The following is a 1530-nucleotide window of genomic DNA, read 5'->3' as shown; positions in this document are numbered from 1 at the left end:
ATCATAAACTATTGATTACATTAGGCATGTTTTAAATATGACCTCCGGCTTCTACTGAGCTCCGAATTTTGAGGGGCGAACCCTCTGCCTACGAAAGAGCTAGATGTCATGGCTGACATCTAGCTAACTGTCTGAATAAAAAAGAAAAATAAAATAATTGTGACTATTTCTGCGTTTTGTCCGTCTATATCTCTGTAAATTGGTTTTTTTGTTCTAATTTTTTTCTTCAGAATGGAGAGATATAGGAATTTCACGGTCATAGGTATCTATGTTCGTCCGTATTTGCTTTAGGTTTGTGAAGCAGGGCAGTGATATGACCATTTATTTGTTACTTTCTTAGTGAGGTCNAAAGTATGAATACATCCGTACTTTATTTGCAGGATCTTGTGAATGCTGGTGGCCCAGAGCCTGATCAGTACCCAGCATTAAAACAAGCTTTGGTTGATTTTAATCAGGCAAAGAGCCGAGGAGAATTTAATTACTATGGGCCAGACTATAAAGAAGACTTGATGGGCAAGGCGCTAAGTTTCGATACTATGCAAGGCTTGGCGTATCGAAAACCCAATGGCTATGCTGGCGACTTTGAATTATTAGAACGTATTTACGGTCACTTTCTTACACCCAAGACAGACTTAAGGAACTGGGATCAGTTCTGGAATAGTCAGGCTTTTGTTTCGGCCTTTCAACATAGCCAGCGCTACTTCGTTGACGTAATGGCTGCTGCGGAACAGCATCAGCAAGGTATGAATGTCCTAAATATCGCTTCAGGTTCTTCCCGCTCTATCGCGGATTACTTGGGGCAGTATAAAAGCGACTCGTCTTTTTTATGCATTGATCAGTCCTGGAAGGCTTTAGATTACGCTAGTATCCTGTGTCGTAAGTATAGTGATCAGGTTGGCTTTGCACATGGCGGAGTCCAAGATATTGAAAGCGATGAAAAGTATGACCTGATTTGGTCAGAAGGGTTATTTGATTACTTGAACGATGCCTCGTTTAAGCTAACCTTGGAAAAGCTAATGAGCCATACGCGAAAGGGAAGTGAAATCGTCATTGCTAATTTGAGCACTAATAACGCTAGCCAGCCCTATATGGACTTCCTTGACTGGCATGTAAACCCCAGAAGTGAAGCGCATATGACATACTTGGCGACCTGTTGCGGCCTTAAACGCTCTCAAATGCATGTTGTTCAAGACCCGGCAAAAGTGAATATGTATCTACATATTGCTCTATAAAGGCTATACTCTGCGCTAAATTTAAACTGTTCGGCAGCGGACAGTTCCCTTTTTGGGAATCTGAAGCTAACTAGCGTTCAGTGATTTTCCCAATTATTAGTTCTTAGTGCGGACACATGACAAAAAAGACCAGTAAAGCCACGCAAGATCCTCATAAGGATCGCGAAGCGCAGAAATACGAAAATCCTATTCCCAGTCGAGAGTTTATTCTTTCTCATCTGGATGCGCGCAACGCTCCGGCCACTCATCCTGAACTAGTTGAAGAGCTGTCATTGAAAGATGATGATTCAATTGAAGC

Annotated in this window: 2 protein-coding genes; both read left to right on the top strand. The window is 41.9% G+C overall.

The genetic code is table 11. From position 1 onward, the window contains the following. The first annotated feature begins 353 nt into the window (after positions 1–353). The gene (locus A3729_RS28155; protein ID WP_068553716.1) at positions 354–1232 is read left to right on the top strand and encodes a class I SAM-dependent methyltransferase; all 879 of its coding nucleotides are present in this window, start codon (positions 354–356) and stop codon (positions 1230–1232) included. A gap of 116 nt (positions 1233–1348) precedes the next feature. Next, positions 1349–1530: hypothetical protein (locus A3729_RS28150; protein ID WP_156498192.1), on the top strand; the 182-nt coding region annotated here is incomplete at its 3' end.

It is taken from the genome of Oleiphilus sp. HI0043, assembly GCF_001634935.1.
This window is presented reverse-complemented; position numbering and strand designations above follow the sequence as displayed.